At 31.1% G+C, this 701-nt stretch carries 1 protein-coding gene; it reads left to right on the forward strand.

The window, feature by feature from the left end; genetic code table 11:
• Positions 1–87: 87 nt before the first annotated feature.
• Positions 88–585, forward strand: a complete 498-nt coding sequence (locus tag L979_RS16095) for a hypothetical protein (protein WP_137366048.1) — start codon at positions 88–90, stop codon at positions 583–585.
• Positions 586–701 lie beyond the last annotated feature (116 nt).

Below are 701 nucleotides of genomic sequence, written 5' to 3' on the forward strand. Positions count from 1 at the left end.
TGCAGGTGTCGGCTTTACACTTATCGCTATCACTTGGATAGGTATAATCGCAACGTTGCTTATTACATGGCTTGGAGGAATTATCTAATGAAATATATACAATGCGTTAAATGGTCAAACGGAGATTTCAGAGAGCTTGAATACTATAAAAGAAGTCAAGAAGAAATGATAGATATGCTTAAGCATGACATAACACGGAAGCACATTATCGCCACTTGGTTAAAAGATAAAAATGGCAAAGAGTTAGCTTATTTTGATAAACATATTCAATCAATCACAGGAGAAGAAGAATTGAAAAAAGGAACAATAGAAGAAGTACTTCTAGAAATTAATAATAAAGTTTTTGTTTCACAACCAGATATTAGAAGTGTTTTAGAATCGTTAGAAAAACAAGGATATATTAAGTTTAAAAAAGAACCTAAAAAGTATAAAGTATTCGTCAAACTTGTTACCATTGGAGAAGAAAATAAAAAACTTTACTATGTAAATGAACATCATTTGACTGATAATATTGATGAAGCTAAGCGGTTTGGGCTTAATGAAGACAAATATGGATATGCCTATGAGTATGTAAAGGAGTACTAATTGAATTTTAAAAAGAATCGGCACTATGCCAATGAATACGGTGTAGAACTTAACGAATACTTTAAACATAATTTTAACTATGAAGAGCTTGCAGGTTGGTATACAATGCAGGTATT

The organism is Kocuria sp. ZOR0020 (assembly GCF_000800955.1).
Taxonomy (GTDB): Bacteria; Actinomycetota; Actinomycetes; order Actinomycetales; family Micrococcaceae; genus Kocuria; species Kocuria subflava.